Origin of the sequence: Bradyrhizobium sp. SZCCHNPS1003 (genome assembly GCF_032381555.1) — a bacterium.
In the GTDB taxonomy this organism is placed as follows: Bacteria; Pseudomonadota; Alphaproteobacteria; order Rhizobiales; family Xanthobacteraceae; genus Bradyrhizobium.
The window spans coordinates 390,863-407,508 of the sequence record NZ_JAUHIU010000001.1 but is presented as its reverse complement, the minus strand read 5'-3'; the positions used below and the strand labels follow the sequence as shown (position 1 = coordinate 407,508).

Genomic DNA, 16,646 nt, shown 5'->3' with positions numbered 1-16,646 from the left:
GCGCGCGCGGTGCCGGTCGCGATGGGACCGGCTTGATCTGGTCCGACCCGGCGCGAATCATGCATGCAGGGCGGCGAACCACACAGGGGCAGCATGACCGATTTTTCCAGGACTCGAGCGCTCTTCGCGATCCCTGAAGGGGTCATCTATCTCGATGGCAACTCGCTCGGCGCGCTGCCGTCGGCCGTGCCCGCCCGCGTTGGCCGCATGATCGAAGCGGAGTGGGGGCAGGAGCTGATCCGCGGCTGGAACACCGCCGGATGGATGGTGCAGCCGCGCCGGGTCGGCGATCGCATCGCGCGGCTGATCGGGGCCGCGCCCAGCACGGTCGTGATGGGCGATACGCTCTCGATCAAGGTGTATCAGGCGCTCGCCGCGGCGCTGTCGCTCAATCCGGGACGCCGGGTCGTCCTGTCCGACAGCGGCAATTTCCCGTCCGATCTCTATATGGCGCAGGGCCTGGTCCGCATGCTCGGCGACCGCGCCACCTTGAAGGTGGTCGAGCCCGAGCAGGTGGAGGCGGCGATCGACGACAGCGTCGCCGTGCTGATGCTGACCGAGGTGGATTACCGCACCGGCCGCATGCACGACATGGCCGCGCTGACGAAGAAGGCGCACGCGGCTGGCGCGCTCACGGTGTGGGACCTCGCGCATTCCGCCGGCGCCGTGCCGGTCGACCTCGCCGGCGCCGAGGCCGACTTCGCGGTCGGCTGCACCTACAAATATCTCAATGGCGGGCCCGGTGCGCCGGCCTTCATCTATGTCGCGCCGCGTTACGCAGACATCGCGCCGCCGGCGTTGTCCGGCTGGATGGGGCACGAGGCGCCGTTCGCCTTCGATCTCGACTACCGCCCCGGCGGCGGCATCGAACGCATGCGCATCGGCACGCCGCCGATCATTGCGCTCGCCGCGCTCGATGCCGCGCTCGACGCCTGGGACGGCGTGTCGATGCAGGACGTGCGCGCGGCCTCGATCGCGCTGTCGGAATTGTTCATCGCCGAGGTCGAGAAACGCTGTCCGTCGCTGACCTTGGCGTCGCCGCGCGATCCGTCGCGGCGCGGCAGCCAGGTGTCGTTCCGCCATCCCGACGGCTATGCGATCATGCGGGCGCTGATCGCGCGCGGCGTGATCGGCGACTTCCGCGCGCCGGATGCCCTGCGCTTCGGCTTCACGCCGCTCTATCTCGGCGAGGCCGAGGTGCGCGGCGCGGTCGACCTCCTCGCGGAGGTCCTCGACAATAAACTGTGGGACAGACCCGAATATCGCCAGAAGGAGCTCGTGACGTGAGCAACGGTCCCTACGATCCCGCCACCGAAGGTGCGCGGATGAATTTCAAGGGACGGATGTCCTATGGCGACTATCTGATGCTGGATCGCCTGCTCGACGCCCAGGCGCCGCTGTCCTCGGCCCATGACGAGCTCTTGTTCATCATCCAGCACCAGACCTCCGAGCTATGGATGAAGCTCGCCATCCACGAGATCAAGGCGGCAATGGCCGCGATCGCCAAAGACGACGTGCAGCCGGCGTTCAAGATGCTGACGCGGGTGTCGCGCATCTTCGAGCAGCTCAACGGTGCGTGGGACGTGCTGCGCACGATGACCCCGAGCGAATACACGCTGTTCCGCGACAAGCTCGGCGAATCCTCGGGCTTCCAGTCGTTCCAGTATCGCTCGATCGAATTCCTGCTCGGCAACCGCAATCTGGCGATGCTGCGTCCGCATGCGCATCACCCGGAGCTGATCGCCGAGCTGGAAGCGATCCTCGCGAGGCCCAGTCTGTATGACGAAGCGCTGCGCCTGTTGGCGCGGCGCGGTTTCTTCATCGGCGCCGACGGGCAGCGCACCGACTGGCGCGGCACGCGCAGCGAGAGCGCGGAGGTGACGGCCGCCTGGACCAGCGTCTATCGCGATCCGCAGCGGCATTGGGAATTGTATGAGCTCGCCGAGAAGCTGGTCGATTTCGAGGATTATTTCCGCCGCTGGCGCTTCAACCACGTCACCACGGTGGAGCGCATCATCGGCTTCAAGACCGGCACCGGCGGCACCAGCGGCGTCAATTATCTGCGCAAGATGCTGGAGATCGTGCTGTTCCCCGAGCTCTGGAAGCTGCGCACCGGGCTGTGAGCCTCGCGCTCATCATTCGATCAGGAGATCCTCATGCTCTATGCCGTCAAGGACTGGGACAACGCCTATGCCAATGGCCCCAACATCGCCGGCGGCGAGCGCTGGCCCGGGCTGTGGGTCGCGCCGGCGGAGGCGTATCGTACCGAAATGGCGGGGCAAGGCCGCGCCAGGCTCGACATCGCCTATGGCGCGCACGACCGTCAGCGCCTCGACCTGTTTCTTCCCGAGGGGACGCCGAAGGGCCTCGTCGTGTTCGTGCATGGCGGCTATTGGATGCGGCTCGACAAGAGCTTCTGGTCGCATCTCGCGCAAGGCTCCATCGCGCGCGGCCATGCCGTGGCGATGCCGTCCTACCGGCTCTGTCCCGAGGTCGGCATCGCCGATATTTCGGCCGACGTGGCGCAGGCGATCGCGCGGGCGATGGACGAGGTCGCGGGGCCGGTGGCGCTGACCGGGCATTCCGCCGGCGGCCATCTCGTCAGCCGCATGATTTGCCGCGGCGCGCCGCTGCCGCCGGAGCGGCAGGCGCGGATCAGCAACGTTGTTTCGCTCTCCGGCCTGCACGATCTGCGCCCGCTGCAGCGGACCGCGATGAACGAGACCTTGCACATCGACGATGCCGTGGCTGCCAAGGAAAGCCCGGCACTGCTGGTGCCGGTCCTTGGCGCCCGTGTCACCGCCTGGGTCGGCGGCGCGGAGCGCAACGAATTCCGCCGCCAGGCCCAGCTGCTCGCCAACATCTGGACCGGGCTCGGGGCCTCCACTGCCTATGTCGAGGCGCCGGACCGACACCATTTCGACGTGATCGACGAGCTGGCGGATCCGGAGAGTGGGTTGGTGCAGGCGCTGGTGGGGTGATCTCCAGCAGCGCTTGCCCCGAACTCCGTTCATAAGTTCTGCGGTGACAGCGCCACGATCTCATCTCCCCTCCCCGCAAGGGGGAGGGGAGCGCACCGTCAGCGCGGTGATTTCTCGAATCTAACGGATCGTTGCGTCAGCTCTCCGCCACCGCATCTCCCCACGCATGGAAGATCTCGGTCGCGCCGCTGTTCACGTCGCCCTCGCGCATCACGACGCTGGGGCAGGCGAATTTCATCGGCATGGTCTGCACGGGGGCTGGCGCGGTCTCGAACTTCGCCGTGAGCGCGTCCATCACCTCCTCCGGCAGGCGCGTATCTGCGCCGACCACGTCACCCTCGCTGGCGTCGATGCGAGGCTGGTGGATCGCCGTGTCGAGATCCATGCCGAAGTCCATTACGAAGGAGAGCATCTGCGCCACGGCGGGCAGGATGCGCCGGCCGCCGGAGGCGCCCAGCGCGAGGCGGCGGCCGTCGGCGGCCTGCGCCACCACCGGCGTGTAGTTGGTGAGGCAGCGCTTGCCCGGCGCCAGCGAGTTCGTCGTGCCGGGCGTCGGGTCGAACCACATGATGCCGTTGTTCATCATGATGCCGCTCTGCGGCGCTTGGAATTTCGAGCCGAAGCCGGACAGCAGGGTCTGCGTCACCGCGGCCATGTTGCCGTCGTGGTCCACCACCGAGTAGTGCGTGGTGCAGGCCGGTGCCAGATATTCGGCGCCGAGCGCGCGCTTGCCGGGCGCATCGCCCATGTCGTTGAGCCGTTCGCGATAGGCCGACTGCATCGCTTCGGCATAGGCGATGAAGGCGCTTGCATCAGGCGTCTTGCCCGAGGCCGTCACGCGCGCCTGCATCAGCCGCAAGGCGTGTGCGAGCGTCGGGCCGGCCGTCAGCTCCGGTGTCGCGAACACCGTGCCGCCGCGATAGGGAATGCGTAGCGGCTCGCGGTGATGTGCCTCGAACGCGGCGAGGTCATCCACTGAAAGCGCGCCACTAGCGGCCTGGATGTCGCGGCTGAGCGAGCGCGCAATGTCGCCCCGGTAGAAGTCGCGCGCGCCGGCGCTGGCAAGATGTGCCAGCGTCGCCTTCAACTGCTCCTGCGGCAGCCGCGTCACCGCCTTGGCGCCCCATTGCGGATTCGGCGGCAAACCATCCTTCAGATAGGCCGCGGCGCTGCCGGGATAGCGGCGCAGGTCTGCGGCGCAGCTCGAGATCATCACGGTGGTCCACCAGTCCACCAGCAGGCCCTCGGCGGCGAGCTTCACGCTCGGTGTGACGAGATCCTGCCACGGCAGCCGCGCGTAGCGGCGATGCGCCGCCTCCATGCCCGCGACGACGCCGGGCACTGCGATCGCGCCGGGGCCGTGCAGATTGCGGTCGTCCTTGACGCGGGGCCAGGGGAAGATGTCGGCTGCGACGCTGCCGTCGTTGGCCAGCGGATAGTCCGCGACGTCAAGGCTGTCGGGGGCGCGCATGCCGTAGTCGATCACCTCGATGTGGTTGTCCCTGGCGCGGTACAGCAGCATGGCGCCGCCGCCGCCGAGGCCGCTCATCCACGGCTCGAGCACGCCGAGCGCAAAGCCGGTCGCCACCACGGCGTCGACGCAGTCGCCGCCCGCGGCGAGCACCTCGGCCCCGACCTCGGCGGCGCGCCGTGACTGTGCCGCGACGATGCCGCCCTTGCTGGTCACCGCCGGCTTGCGGATCTGCTGACGATTGGAAAACTGGTACGGCATGGCACTCCCCGATCCCGCCTGATTGTCCGGCGAATTGACACCGCCAAGCCTCGGCACACAATCGGCAACAGCGGGACGCTCCCCAGCCCGGATCGAATGACGGTTGCCTGCGTTGAGGAGATGTTTACCAATGGGTACTATGGTCTTCGGCAGACCAGATCGATCTCGATCAGCGCGTCATAGGCGAGACCGGTGACGCCGACGCAGGTGCGGGCCGGCAGCCGGCCCGGTGGGAAGAATGAACGGTAAGTTTCATTCATTGCCGTGTAATCGCGCTTGAATTCGGTCAGGTAAATCCGAGACATCACAATATGTTCGAGACCAAGGTTGAGACCTTGGAGGATGTACTTCAAGTTCTGCATCACCGCCTTCGTCTGATCCACGATGCCGTCGGGCAGCACGCCCGGTGCCTCCGGTGAATCCGGCATCTGACCGGTGACGAACACGAAGCCGTCGGTCTCGACCGCGTGACTGAACGGCGCCACGGGTTTCGTCGCGCCGGAGATCATGTGGAACTGCATGGTCGGATTCCTCTGCGAGTGAATGTGTAGGGTGGGCAAAACGGCGCCGCAGGCGACGCGTGCCCACCATCCTCAGCGGATGCGCCGCGGTGGGCACGGCGCGACGTACATCATGATCGATGTCGCAGGTTCGCGGGCGCGCCTTTGCCCACCCTACGACTTAGCATGAACTCAGCCCGCATCCTCGAACAGCCGCTTGCTGAGGATCGCGTGCACGCCCCAATTGCCGTCGACGACCTGGGTGATGCCGAAATCCACCGCCGCCGACATCAGCGCGACCGCCTCGTCCTCGCTCAGGCCTTTGATGTGCATCAGGAAGCGGCGCATCTTGCGGAAGGCATCCTTCATCGCGAGGTCGAGCGAGGAGGTCGCGTAGACCTCGCTCTGGCCCTGCGCGCCGAACTCGGCGAGATAGTTCGGGTGGCTGAAGCCGGTCAGCACCCAGTCGGTCTCGGTTTCGATCAGGGGATAGGTGAGATCGGCGAAAGGTTGTCCGGCGAGCTGCGACTTCTTGTGGAGGATGACCTGGAAGGTGCCGGTCATCGAGCATTCGATCGCGGTGCCGCCGAGCTCGCCGTCGCCCTGCGTGGCGTGGGGATCGCCGACCGACAGCAGCGCGCCGGGAACGGAGACGGGGAGATACACGGTCGCGCCCTTGCCGAGCCGCCAATTGTCGAGATTGCCGCCGAAATAGGACGGCGGAATCGAATCGACGAAGTCGGCCTCGCGTGGCGCCACGGCGATCACGCCGAAATGCGGCCGCAGCGGAATGCGGATGTTGTCGAGCACGCCGTGGCGACGCTTGATGCTGCCGGGCGCCACCGGCACGCCGGGATAGTCGTAGGTCGCATGCACCACGCCGGCCGGATCGGTCTGCGGCTCCCAGCGATAGGAATAGAGCGCGCGCGCATGCGGCTCGGAATCGTCGGCAAAGATCTCGTAGATCGTGACGGCTTCACGCGGCGCGGGCGGAGCGATCAGCTCATTGTAGTGATAGCCCCACCATGCCGCCACGCTGGAGCCGAACACGCGGCCTTCATACCCGCGGCTGCGGCTTCGCCGCGGCACGATGTCGAGGATCCGTACTTCGAGTACATCGCCGGGCTGCGCGTCCTTGATGGCGACCGGGCCGGTGCAGATGTGGACGCCAAAGCCTTCGCCGGCGCCGCGGCCGAACACGCTGGCGTCCATCGGGCCGGCGCCACGGCGGTCGACGTTCTTCTTCGCCTTGGTCCAGCCGAACACGCTGAGCGCAGCGGCATCGCCTGAGATCATCAGCTCCGGATCATCGGAGGCATGTTGGGTCAGCGTCTCCACCGTGATCGTGTCGCCGGATGCGATCTCGATCTGCGGCGGCAGCGAGCGGCTGAAATAGCCCCAATGCACGCGCTCGGCCGACACCGCGAGATGATGGTGATGCCGCCGCGCGTCCTGGTCGTTGGCCGGCGCGGGCAGGGCGATATCGCTCCTGGCCGCCGCCGGCCTCTCGCAGACGCGCTGCTGCGCCAGCGCATCCTGCGGCCAGCCGCGCTGACCGCGCGGGGTCGCCGACGTGATCGCCTGCTCGGCCTTCTGCTGCCGGAACTCGCGCGGCGACAGGCCGAAGCGGGTGCGGAAGCTGCGGCTGAAATGCGCCGAATCGGCGAAGCCGTAGCGATAGGCGATCTCGGAGATCGAATGGTTGGCTTCGGCTGGATTGGACAGGTCGGTCCAGGCCCTCTGCAGCCGCCGTTCCCTCACGTAGTGACTGAAATTGTCGCCGGCACCTTCGAATAGTCTTTGCAGATAGCGCTCTGAGATGCCTTCGGCCTGCGCCACCCGCGCCGGCGTCAGCTCGGCATCGTCGAGCCGCCGCTCGATGGTCTGGCAGATCCGGTGCAAGATCGCGGCCTGCGTCGCGCTGCTGCCGGCCTCCGTTGCTGGCACCGCCTGCTGATGCGCGAGCGTCAGCAGCAGATCGACCAGGCTCTGCGCGACCGTGCTCCATTCGGCGTCGCTGAGCGTTTCGAGCGCCCGCGCGGTGGCCTCGATGGTGCGGCAGATTACGTCGGCAAGGCCGCTTGGCGCGATCACCTGTGGGGCGGCCAATTTCAGCTTGCCGCTGATGCGGCCATGCAGGGCGTCTGATGTCACCGATAGCCCGATGGCGCGCAGATCGCGCTGGAACGCGATGTTCCAGTCGCCGATGCGCGGCAATAGCATCAGATGTCCCGCGGGGACGATGCGATGGCTGTCGCCGCTGCGGAGCACGGCGCCGTCGTCGATCGCGAGCAACGCAATCGGCAGGTCCTCATGGGTTTGCGGAACCGCGGTGATGACCTGCGAGCCCGCCGCCAGCCGCGACAGCGCGATGCCCGGCGCGCTGCGATGCGAGGCGGTCGCATGGCCGTCATAGAACGGCGCCTTGGCAGCCGGCTGCAACCCGACCGCGTTCAGGACATCACGCCACGCCTCAGGACGCTCGTCCCGCGCGTAGGATTCACTGGTGAACGGACGAAAACTCATGGCACGACCCGGGTCCGGGAATTCGAAGCAACCCCCGTGCCAGATGAGTTTCATGGTCTGTCGTCTCTGTAGCGGCATGTCGGCGCTGGCCAGTGCTTTCGTCCCGGTTTCATTGAAGCCAACGCTGTCGCCGCGCGCTGAGTGCGCTCCCCTCCCCCTTGCGGGGAGGGGTTGGGGGTGGGGGTCCACATCGGCAGTGTCGCCCGGGGCACCCCCCACCCCAACCCTCCCCCGCAAGGGGGGAGGGTGCGCACTGCGCGACGGCTTTTATGACCAACGTCGAATCAATCACACCGGAACACGTTCTTCCGGATCGTGCCGTGGACGCCCCAATTGGCATCCACCACCTGGGTGACGCCAAAGTCGGCACCGACCGACATCAGCGAGATCGCCTCGTCCTCGCTGAGATGATGCACCGTCATCAAGAAGCGGCGGAGCTTGCGGAAGGCGTCGCGCATCGCGCGGTCGAGGCTGGAATGGCTGGCGATCTCGGTCTGCGCGTTGGCGCCGAGCTCGGCGAGATAGTTCGGATAGGTGAAGCCGTACACCGACCACGCCTGGTCGGTCTCCAGCAGCGGATGCGTGAGGCCTTCGAGCTGGGTGCCGCCAAGGTCGCTCTTCTTGTGGAGGATGAACTCGAAGTCGCCGGTCAGCGAGGTCTCGATCGCGGTGCCGCCGAGCTCGCTATCGCCTTGCGCGGCATGGGGATCGCCGACCGAGAAATACGCGCCGGGCACGGCGACCGGATAATACATCCGCGCGCCCTTGCCGATGCGCCAGTCGTCGATGTTGCCGCCGGTGTAGCTCGGCGGAATCGAGGAGACGTAGTCGGCCTCCGACGGCGCCAGCCCCATGGTGCCGAAATGCAGCCGCGCCGGCACCTTGATGTTCGGCAAAATGTTCTCGCGCTTCCTGATCGTGCTGTGGTCGACCGGCACGCCGGGATAGTCGATGGTCGGATGCACGATGCCGTCGGGATCGGTCTGCGGCGTCCAGACGTAGTTGTAGACCGCCTTGGCGAACGGCTCGCCCGAGGTGTCCAGCTCGAAGATGGTGATGACCTCGCGCGGCTTCGGTTCCTCGATCAGGTCGTGATAGTGGAAGCCCCAATTGGCGGCGACGTTGGAGCCGAAGCACTTGCCGGCATGGCAGCCGCACCGGCTCGGCCGCGGCTTGATGTCGAGGATGCGCACCTCCAGCACGTCGCCGGGCTCGGCGCCCTCGATCGCGACCGGTCCGGTCAGCAGATGCACGCCAATGCCTTCGCCGGAGCCGCGGATGAACGGCCCTTCAGTCGGACCTGCGCCGCGCCGCGCCACCGCCTTGTGCTCCCTGGTCCATCTGAACACGCTCTCGGCGCCCGGATCGTCCTTGATCATGCGCTCATAATCGTCATTGGCGTGATGCGTCAGCGTCTCGATCGTGGCGCGGTCGCCGGAGCGCAGAGTGAGTGCCGGTGTCACCACCTTGGAAAAATACCCCCAATGGATGGTCTTCGGGGATACCGGCAGCAGATGGTGCTTCATGCAAGGGCCTCATGAAAGATCGGACGCGAGATCGTTGATGTTGATGTGAAGGATGAACTCATGCGACCGCACCCTTCGGCCGCTCTGCCTCCATCACCGAGAGGAAGCGTGCGGTCAGCGGGTGGCGCGGGTTGGTCAGCACCTCATGGGCCGGTCCCTCTTCGAGGATGACGCCGCCATTGAGGAAGGCGACCCGGTCGGCGACCTCGTCGGCGAAGCGGACCTGATGCGTCGAGATGATCATGGTCAGACCGTCGTCGACGGCGAGGCGGCGGATCACCTCCAGCACCTCGTTGACCAACTCGGGATCGAGCGCGGAGGTCGGCTCGTCCAACAGCAGCACGCTCGGGTTCGGGGCCAGCGCGCGGGCAATCGCCACGCGCTGCTGCTGGCCGCCGGAGAGATGCCGCGGCAGCGCATCGGCGCGATGCGACAGGCCGACGCGGTCGAGCAACTCGGCCGCGCGGCGGTCGGCCTCGAACCGGCCCAGGCCGTGCACCCAGCGCAGGGGACCTGCGACGTTCTCCTTCGCCGTGAGATGCCCAAACAGGTTGAACTGCTGGAACACCATGCCGACGCCGACATTGGCGCGCTCATTGGCGACCGCGCGCGGCGTCAGCCTGCGCCCCTGCTCGTCGAAGCCAAGCTTGCGGCCGCCGACGCGAATCTCGCCTGCATCCCAGTTCTCCAGATGATTGATGCAGCGGAGCAAGGTGCTCTTGCCGGAGCCGGAGGGGCCGAGCAGCGCGATCACCTCGCCGATGCGCACCGTGAGATCGAGCCCGTCCAGCACTCTGTTGCCGTCATAGGCCTTGCGCAACTCCTTGACCTCGACCGCGACGTTGTTGCGGGCGATGGTCGCGGCGCGCCTGGCGCGATCCTCGATCGACAGGGCGAGCGGTGGCGTTTCCTTCAGTTCGGCGGGCTCCGGCGGCGCGGCCTCGACGGTAGGTGCGGTCTTCGCAAGGTCCAGCTTTGCCGCCGGATCGACGCGGCGCCATGGCAGGTAGTCCACCAGCTTGCGTTGTTTGGCCGTGCGGTCGAGATCGAGCAGCCATTCGAGCGCGAGCTGGATGACGCTGATCGCGCCGGTCAGCAGGAGATAGATGAGACCCGAGGCGAAGAAGATCGAGAAGAAGTCGAAGGTGGAGGAGGCGAGCTGCGTCGAGCGCAAGGTCAATTCCTGGACGGCGATGACGGAGGCGAGCGAGGAGTTCTTCAGCGCGCTCACCGCCTCGTTGCCGAAGGCCGGGATCATCGTGCGGATCGCCTGCGGCGCGATGATCCGGCGCATCAGCACTGATGGCGTCATGCCGAGTGCCTGGCCGGCCAGGAGCTGGCCGCGATCGACGCCGAGCACGCCGGAGCGCAGCATCTCGGCGATGAACGGCGCCTCGTTGCAGGCGAGCGCGAGGCCCGCCGCCAGCACCGCCGGCAGCTTGATGCCGATATGCGGCAGCGCGTCGTAGGCGAACACCATCTGCAGGATCAGCGGCGTGCCGCGGAAGATCACGGTATAGCCGCGCGCAATCGCGGCCAGCAGCCAGAACCGGCTGAGCTGCATGCCGGCGAGGATGAGGCCGAGGACCAGTCCGCCGATCAGGCCGAGCGCGGTGACCTGCAGCGTGAGCTCGATGCCCATGAGCAGATACGGCATGCTGAGATAGTGCAGGAAGAGGGACATCGATGATTGCAGCCTGATGAGTGCCGTAGGGTGGGCAAAGGCGCGAAGCGCCGTGCCCACCGTGGTGTTTCGGAACAGCGTTGGTGGGCACGCTGCGCTTTGCCCACCCTACGAACTACGAAGTTGGCTCACATGCACACGTCAGCCGCTGAGCTTGGAGTGTCGCTGAGGAGCCGGTGCGCTCCCTCCCCCCTTGTGGGGGAGGGTTGGGGAGGGGGGGCCCAGCAAAGACTGTCATCTGTGGACCCCCACCCCCACCCCCTCCCCGCAAGGGGGAGGGGAGCGCGCCGTCTTCGCCGCTATCTCTCGCGTCAAACGGAGCGGTGCTCTTAGTCCGCCGTCAAAATATCCGGCTCCTTGAAGTTCGCGGGATCGAGCTGCCACTTCTTCAGCAGCTCCTGATGGATGCCTTCCTTCTGCACCTCGATCAGGGCGGCGAGCACGGCGTCGCGGAATTTCGGCTTGTCCTTCGGCACGGCGATGCCGACCGAGTAGGGGATGGTCACCGCGATCGCCTTCTCCAGCTTGTCCGGATAGGCCTTCACCGCCTGGTCCACCGTGTTGACGTCGTTGACATAGGTGTCGGCGCGGCCGGCGAGGATGGCCTGGATGCAATTGGCGTTGTTGTCGTAGAGCTGCAGCGTCGGCTCCGGCTTGCCTTCGGCCTTGCACTTCGGCGCGAGGTCCTGGATCAGCGGCACCTCGACATAGCCGGTGTTCTCGGCAGCTGCCGCGCCGCACATCGTCATGTTGATCCCGTTGATGCCCTTCGGATTGCCCTTCGCGACCAGCACGCCGTCGAACACCTTGGAGTAGGTGATGAAGTCGGCGGCCTTGGCGCGCTCCTTGGTGGCATAGATGTCGGAGATGACGATGTCGGCCTGGCCGCTCGCCAGCGTCGTCAGCAGCGCGGCGAACGTCACCGGCTTGTAGGTCAGCTTGAAGCCGAGGCAGTCGCCGATGGCTTCGCCGAGGTCGATGTCGAAGCCGACATATTTGCTCGGATCCTTCGGGTCGATCGATTCGTAGCCCGGTGTGTGCGGATTGATGGCGTTGACGAGCGTCTTACCCTTCCAGTCTGGATATTTCTCCTTGAGCGCCGCGCACCCTGCGGGCGCCGCCGCCTGTGCGTCGATCGGCGCGAGAAGTCCCGTCGCAATGATGGCGCAGAGCGCGGCAAGCCACGCGCGCCGCGCTCCAGTGAATAGCCTCGTCTGCATGTTGCCAGCTCCTTCGAACGATGTGTCGCGCTGGTCCGGCGGTGCATTGGTGCCGTCGCCCCGGTCCAAGCTCGACGGCAAGCTTAGGTGCGAGCCTGCGCGGATGACTTGTCCGTAGGCGCACAAAATATTGGATCGTGCCGGTGCAAGAATTGAGCACGCATTGCTCAAATCCGCGCCGCCGCGACGGACCGGCGCGCACGCGTCAAGTCCGCCTGCGCGGTCCTCGAAGATTCCGAAAGTCGAAAATCGGTCACGCCGGCGACGGGGCAGGTGCGCACGGCGCTAGCGCCAAGATGGAGGTGGCGCCACGTCACGCGTCAGGATCGTGGCGTCGCTGCGTCGCTCCGCCCATGCGTATGTGCATTGCGATAACTCGTGTCGCAGGCTTGGCGGCAGCGGAGCTGCCGACTACGATGCCGCCGCACAAGTTGCTGATCTGTTTGTTGAGGTGTCTGCAATGCTGTTCCGTTTTACGGGACAACCATCACTCGGCCAATTCGCGGTGCGGACACTGATCGTCGTCGCCTACGCAATCATCTTCGCGCCCGTGATCATGATCGTGGTGACCAGCTTCTTCGCGCAGGAGATCGTGAGCTTCCCGCCGCCTGGCCTGTCGCTGAAGTGGTACGCCAACGCGCTGAGCAAGCCCGAATTCCTGCGCGGCCTCGTGACGAGCTTCCAGGTCGCGCTGCTCGCGACGGCGATCGGCGTGCCCGTCGGCACCGCGGCTGCGCTCGCCATTGTGCGCGGCGAGTTCCGCGGTCGGCAGGCGCTGTCGTCGTTCCTATTGGCGCCGCTGGCGGTGCCCGGCGTGGTCGCCGGCTCCGGCCTCTACATGTTCTACGTGCTCGCCGAGGATCTGCTCGACCGCGACATCAAGGCGACGACGGAAGGGCTCGTGGCCGCGCATACGCTGCTCGCGATTCCCTGGACGGTGCGGCTGGTTGTCGCCAGCCTGCAGGGGCTCGACCGAGCCGCCGAGGAGGCCGCCGCCAATCTTGGTGCGAGCCCGTTCACGGTGTTCCGCCGCATCACCCTGCCGATGATGCGCTCAGGGATCGTTGCGGCCGCGATGTTCTCCTTCATCCAGAGTTTTGAAAATCTCGATCTGTCGATGCTGCTGGTCGGTCCCGGCCGCATTACGCTGCCTGTTGCCATGTTGAACTATCTCGAATTCCGCATCGATCCGACGCTCGCCGCCGTCGCCACCGTGCAGATCGCGCTGGTCGGACTGCTGATGGTGGTGACCGATCGCTTCGTCAAATTGTCGCGGGTGGTGTGATGGCGCAGCTCACGCTCGAGAAGCTGACCAAGCGCTTCGGCACATCCATCGGCGTGGAGGGGCTCGATCTCGCCGTCCATGAGGGCGAGCTGGTCGCGCTGCTCGGACCCTCCGGTTGCGGCAAGACGACGACCTTGCGCATGGTCGCGGGCTTCCTGCCGCCCACGAGCGGCCGCGTGCTGTTCGACCGCGAGGACGTCACGCATCTGCCGGCCTACAAGCGTGCCACCGGCATGGTGTTCCAGTCCTATGCGCTGTTTCCGCACATGAGCGCGGCCGACAATGTCGGCTTCGGCCTGGAGATGCGCGGCATCAATGCGGTCGAGCGAAAGATCAAGATCGCCGACGCGCTCAAGCTGGTGCGGCTGTCGCATCTCGCCGATCGGCTGCCGCGGCAATTGTCCGGCGGGCAGCAGCAGCGCGTCGCGCTGGCGCGCGCGCTGGTGATCAATCCGCGCATCTTCCTGCTCGACGAGCCCTTGTCGAATCTCGACGCCAAGCTGCGCGCCGAGGTGCGGCTCGAGATCCGCGCGCTGCAGCAGCGGCTCGGCCTGACCACTCTGATGGTGACGCATGACCGCGAGGAGGCGCTGACCATGGCCGACCGCCTCGTGGTGATGGAGGGCGGCCGCGTCCGCCAGATCGGCACGCCGCAGGAGCTGTACGACTCGCCGAAGGATGCGTTCGTCGCCGACTTCGTCGGCCGTTGCAACATCGTGGCGGGCCGGCGGGCGAACGAGAGCCAGTTCCGCACCAACGGCGGCCTGCTGCTACCGGTCGATGTCGCCAGCGGCGAGCGGGGCGATGCCGATGCTTTCGCGCTGCGGCCTGAACGCATTGCAGTGGTGGCCGGTGAGTCCGGCGAGGTGCGCGGCCGCGTGCTGGCGATCACCTATATGGGCGCGCAGAGCGAATATGTGGTGGCGATCGGCGACGAGACGCTGGTGGCCGTCAGGCCAACGCCCGACGCGAGCGAGCCGCTGGCAACACTCAAACCGAACGATCCCGTGTCCCTGGAATGGGACCGCAAGGTCCCGCGTCTCGTGCCGCAGACAGCTTCGTAAACACCATCCATTCACAGCAAGAGGTTCTCCCATGATTTCGCGACGTCACTTTCTCTCTGCCAGTGCCGGCGTCGCCGCGCTGGCGTCCGGCATGCCCTCTGCGCGCGCCGAGGGCGGACAGGTCGTGGTCGGCACCTGGGGCGGCGACTACGGCCAGTTGCTCTCCGATATCATCGACAAGCCGATCATGACGCCCAGGGGTTTTGAGATCGTGCAGGACGTCGCCAATGCCGATCCGCGCAAGACCAAGCTGCTGGCCGAGCGGCAGAGCCGGCGCGGCTCGATGGACGTCGCCTGCCTGTCCGACAACGACGCCTACATCGTGTCGCAATCGGATGTGTTCGAGAAGGTCGATGCGGCGCAGGTGAAGCGGCTGGACAAGGTGTTCCCGGAGCTCCGGAGCGAGATCGCGATCCCGCACATCTATTCGGCGCAGGTGATCCTCTACAACACCAACCAGGTGAAGACGCCGCCGCAATCCTTCGCGGATCTGTGGGATCCGAAATGGCGCGGCCGCATCGGTCTCGCCGACATCCTCTATCCCAACAACACGCTGGCGGCGGCGCTCGCCGGCGGTGGCGGCGTCAGCAATCTCGATCCGGCCGAGAAGAAGCTGATGGAATGGCGCTCGCTCGACGTGAAGATCTATCCTTCCAACGAGGCGCTGGCGGCGGCGCTGAAGTCGGAGGAGGTGTGGCTGACCACGATGTGGCTCGCCCGCGGCTTCATGTGGAAGAAGTCCGGCATCCCGCTCGCCCACGTCGTGCCGAAGGAGGGCACCCCGGCGATCGTGTTCCAGGCCTCGGTGCCGAAGAACGCCAAGAACAAGGCCGGCGGCTTCGCCTATCTCGACGCGATGCTGGACGCCAAGGCGCAAGGCGGCTTCGCCGACAAGATGGGCTACGTCCCGACCGTCACCGACGCCGTGCTGCCGGAGGACCTCGCCAAGCAGGTCAGCCTGACCGAGGCTGAGCGCGCCCGCCTGCTGAAGCCGGACTATGCCTATGCCGCAGGGCGCTCGCAGCGCACGCTCGACTTCTGGAACAAGGAGTTCAAGGCGTAAGCCTTGAATGATGCGCTCCTGCGGCCCCGCCGCAGGAGCTGCGGCTGAAGAGCCGACACACTCGCAATCGGAGCTCGCGCGATGGCGCTGTTGGTCGTCCCCGCCTGTCTGCTGGTCCTGGCGCTGCTGATCGGGCCGATGATCCTGATGTTCCGGATCTCGCTCAACCAGTTCAGCCCGACCCAATTGATGGTGCAGGCGCTGTCGCCGGACAACTACATCAAGGCCGCGACCGATCCGTACTACCAGCAGATCATCCTGGCCACGCTGGGCATCGCGCTGCTGTGCACCTTGCTCACGCTGATCCTGGCGTTTCCGGCGGCGTATTGGCTCGGCCGCATGGAGAGTCGCTGGAAGAGCCTGGTCGTGATCGCGACCCTGTTTCCGCTGCTGGTCGGCAACGTCGTCCGCTCCGCCGGCTGGATGGCGCTGTTCGCCCGCGACGGGCTCGTGAATACGAGCCTGATGAAGCTTGGCCTGATCTCCGCGCCGCTCGAGATCATGTACACGACCAAGGCCGTGATCATCGGCATCATCGCCGTGGTGCTGCCCTACATGATCCTGACGCTCTCGGCGGTCATCGAAAGCATTCCCCGCGACCTGGAATATGCCGCCGCCAATCTCGGCGCCTCGGGCGCGCGGGTGTTCTGGCGGGTGATCCTGCCGCTGTCCGGCCCCGGCGTGGCCGCCGGCTCGATCCTGGTGTTCGTGTTGTGCATGAACACCTATGCAACGGCGGTGCTTCTCGGCGGCCCGCGATTCAAGATGATGGCCCCGGCCGTCTACGACCAGTTCGTGCGCGGCAACAACTGGCCGATGGGCGCCGCGCTCGCCTTCATGCTGCTCGCTGTGACCATGGCCTTCACTGTGTTTGGCAGCGTGGCGTTCGCGCGGCGGTACAGGACGGGATAAGGGCGTTGGGCGTCATTGCGAGGAGCGCAGCGACGAAGCAATCCAGACTTCCTTCGTCGCCCCTGGATTGCTTCGCTGCGCTCGCAATGACGGAAAAACCATTCGTAGGGTGGGCAAAGGCGCGGAGCGCCGTGCCCACCATCTTGCAAGAGA

13 protein-coding genes are annotated in these 16,646 nt (G+C 66.3%); 7 read left to right on the top strand and 6 right to left on the bottom strand.

Features of this window, described 5'->3' with window-relative positions; genetic code table 11:
- The first annotated feature begins 93 nt into the window (after nucleotides 1–93).
- Genes kynU through QX126_RS01855 form a run of 3 tightly spaced genes read left to right on the top strand, consistent with a single transcriptional unit; the run spans nucleotide 94 to nucleotide 2,981 of the window.
- Nucleotides 94–1,287: a kynureninase gene (kynU, locus tag QX126_RS01865; protein WP_315778985.1), complete on the top strand. Its 1,194-nt coding sequence runs from the start codon at nucleotides 94–96 to the stop codon at nucleotides 1,285–1,287.
- Nucleotides 1,284–2,123, top strand: a complete 840-nt coding sequence (kynA, locus tag QX126_RS01860) for a tryptophan 2,3-dioxygenase (RefSeq protein WP_315778984.1) — start codon at nucleotides 1,284–1,286, stop codon at nucleotides 2,121–2,123. The genes kynU and kynA overlap by 4 nt, the downstream gene beginning before the upstream one ends.
- A 33-nt stretch (nucleotides 2,124–2,156) precedes the next feature.
- Entirely contained in the window at nucleotides 2,157–2,981 is an 825-nt protein-coding gene (locus tag QX126_RS01855) for an alpha/beta hydrolase (RefSeq protein ID WP_315778982.1), read from the top strand.
- A gap of 136 nt (nucleotides 2,982–3,117) precedes the next feature.
- On the opposite strand, the gene QX126_RS01850 is transcribed toward QX126_RS01855, so the two are convergent.
- The 6 genes from QX126_RS01850 to QX126_RS01825 form a co-directional block, all read right to left on the bottom strand.
- On the bottom strand, nucleotides 3,118–4,713 hold the full coding sequence (locus tag QX126_RS01850) for a gamma-glutamyltransferase (RefSeq protein ID WP_315778980.1): 1,596 nt from the start codon (nucleotides 4,711–4,713) through the stop codon (nucleotides 3,118–3,120).
- 137 nt (nucleotides 4,714–4,850) lie between these two features.
- Nucleotides 4,851–5,234 (bottom strand): RidA family protein, encoded by a 384-nt coding sequence (locus QX126_RS01845; protein WP_315778978.1) that lies wholly within the window; start codon nucleotides 5,232–5,234, stop codon nucleotides 4,851–4,853.
- Between the two features lie 171 nt (nucleotides 5,235–5,405).
- A complete protein-coding gene (locus QX126_RS01840; RefSeq protein WP_315778976.1) occupies nucleotides 5,406–7,739 on the bottom strand; it encodes an acetamidase/formamidase family protein in 2,334 nt (777 codons plus the stop codon).
- 284 nt (nucleotides 7,740–8,023) lie between these two features.
- The gene (locus tag QX126_RS01835; RefSeq protein ID WP_315778975.1) at nucleotides 8,024–9,265 is read right to left on the bottom strand and encodes an acetamidase/formamidase family protein; all 1,242 of its coding nucleotides are present in this window, start codon (nucleotides 9,263–9,265) and stop codon (nucleotides 8,024–8,026) included.
- Between the two features lie 58 nt (nucleotides 9,266–9,323).
- Nucleotides 9,324–10,949: an amino acid ABC transporter permease/ATP-binding protein gene (locus QX126_RS01830; protein WP_315778974.1), complete on the bottom strand. Its 1,626-nt coding sequence runs from the start codon at nucleotides 10,947–10,949 to the stop codon at nucleotides 9,324–9,326.
- Between the two features lie 329 nt (nucleotides 10,950–11,278).
- Entirely contained in the window at nucleotides 11,279–12,169 is an 891-nt protein-coding gene (locus QX126_RS01825) for an ABC transporter substrate-binding protein (RefSeq protein ID WP_315778972.1), read from the bottom strand.
- Nucleotides 12,170–12,629: 460 nt separating this feature from the next.
- On the opposite strand from QX126_RS01825, the gene QX126_RS01820 reads away from it, so the two are divergent.
- The 4 genes from QX126_RS01820 (at nucleotide 12,630) to QX126_RS01805 (ending at nucleotide 16,493) form a co-directional block, all read left to right on the top strand.
- Entirely contained in the window at nucleotides 12,630–13,454 is an 825-nt protein-coding gene (locus QX126_RS01820) for an ABC transporter permease (RefSeq protein ID WP_315754810.1), read from the top strand.
- Nucleotides 13,454–14,518, top strand: coding sequence for an ABC transporter ATP-binding protein (locus QX126_RS01815; protein WP_315778970.1), 1,065 nt, complete (start codon nucleotides 13,454–13,456; stop codon nucleotides 14,516–14,518). The genes QX126_RS01820 and QX126_RS01815 overlap by 1 nt, the downstream gene beginning before the upstream one ends.
- A gap of 31 nt (nucleotides 14,519–14,549) precedes the next feature.
- On the top strand, nucleotides 14,550–15,581 hold the full coding sequence (locus QX126_RS01810) for a PotD/PotF family extracellular solute-binding protein (protein WP_315736636.1): 1,032 nt from the start codon (nucleotides 14,550–14,552) through the stop codon (nucleotides 15,579–15,581).
- Between the two features lie 81 nt (nucleotides 15,582–15,662).
- Nucleotides 15,663–16,493 (top strand): ABC transporter permease, encoded by an 831-nt coding sequence (locus QX126_RS01805; RefSeq protein ID WP_315778968.1) that lies wholly within the window; start codon nucleotides 15,663–15,665, stop codon nucleotides 16,491–16,493.
- Nucleotides 16,494–16,646 lie beyond the last annotated feature (153 nt).